The following is a 1231-nucleotide window of genomic DNA, read 5'->3' as shown; positions in this document are numbered from 1 at the left end:
CCTCCGAAATCCCACTTCATCTTAATTCTTGCTTCTTGTGTCCCGCTTCTAACAGGCTTTTGTGGACTTTTGTGTTTAAAAATATATCTCCTCCCAGTCAAAGAATTTAATTGAACCACAAAAGTGACAAAAGGAACAACAGGCAACGGAATCCAGAATCAGCTTCTGGATTCGGACAAGTCTGTGAATACGGCTCGGTTGTCCGAAGTATCCGAACTTCGGACCCTGATTATCGAGCTTCCAGCTCCACTTGACAAATTGCACCCACACAAGTAGTATATTTTTGAACCATAACCTGTCCAAACAAAAGGAAACAAAATAGATGAAAAGAAACCTGAATTGATACTTGCCCTGCATCCCTGCCCCTCACTAAATCCCGATAGCTGTGGGGATCACAGAATCATTTTTCAATGTTCGGTCCTCCGAAATCCGACTTTCTAATTCAACTCCTTTCGGAGTTGGGAGGGTCGTGAAGATATTTAATAACCATACCCGGGTGGCAACCCTGGGCAAATAACCTACGGTATTGGACGCTTTCTGCGTCCCGAATCAGAAAAGTACGGCGACCTAAGTCTTATTTCTTATGTCTTGAGTCTTGAATCTTGTGTCTAGAGTCTCGCTTCTCCACCTATAAACGCCAAAAGTCGGTATCTCTACCGGCTTTTATAATAATGTGGCGGAGTGTCACGTCCTGATTTTACTTGACACTTATTTTATTTTTTTCTTTAGAATTCGACTCCCCCGGAGTCGAGATTCCCGAATATCAAAATTACCTCTCAACCCCGGGTGGCAACCCGGGGCAAATAACCTACGGTATTGGACGCTTTCTGCGTCCGGAATCAGAAAAGTATGACGACCTAAGTCTTATTTCTTGTGTCTTGTGTCTTGTATCTTGAGTCTTGTGTCTTGTATCTTGAGTCTTGTGTCTTGTGTCTAGAGTCTCGCTTCTCCCCCTATAAACGCCAAAAGCCGGTATCTCTACCGGCTTTTATAATAATGTGGCGGCGACCTACTCTCCCGGGTGTAACCCCAGTACCATCGGCGCTGCAGGGCTTAACTTCTCTGTTCGGGATGGGAAGAGGTGGGACCCCTGCGCTAGGCCGCCTAATCTTTGAGACTTTTGGAAGCGAGAGTTTAGACTCTTAGACAGCTCTCTCTTCAATCTCTTAATTTCTTCTGTTCTCTTGAGTAACCCGGTCTTGATTCTTGGTTCTTGACTCTTGGTTCTCCT

The 1231-nt window shown here is 44.9% G+C and carries 1 rRNA gene; it reads right to left on the bottom strand.

The features are described 5' to 3' along the window. Positions 1-996: 996 nt before the first annotated feature. Positions 997-1108, bottom strand: a 5S ribosomal RNA gene (rrf, locus tag B879_RS20805). Between the last annotated feature and the right edge of the window lie 123 nt (positions 1109-1231).

Source organism: Cecembia lonarensis LW9 (genome assembly GCF_000298295.1).
GTDB lineage: Bacteria > Bacteroidota > Bacteroidia > Cytophagales > Cyclobacteriaceae > Cecembia > Cecembia lonarensis.
The sequence above is the reverse complement of the archived record's forward strand: the minus strand, read 5'-3'. Positions and strand labels throughout refer to the sequence as shown.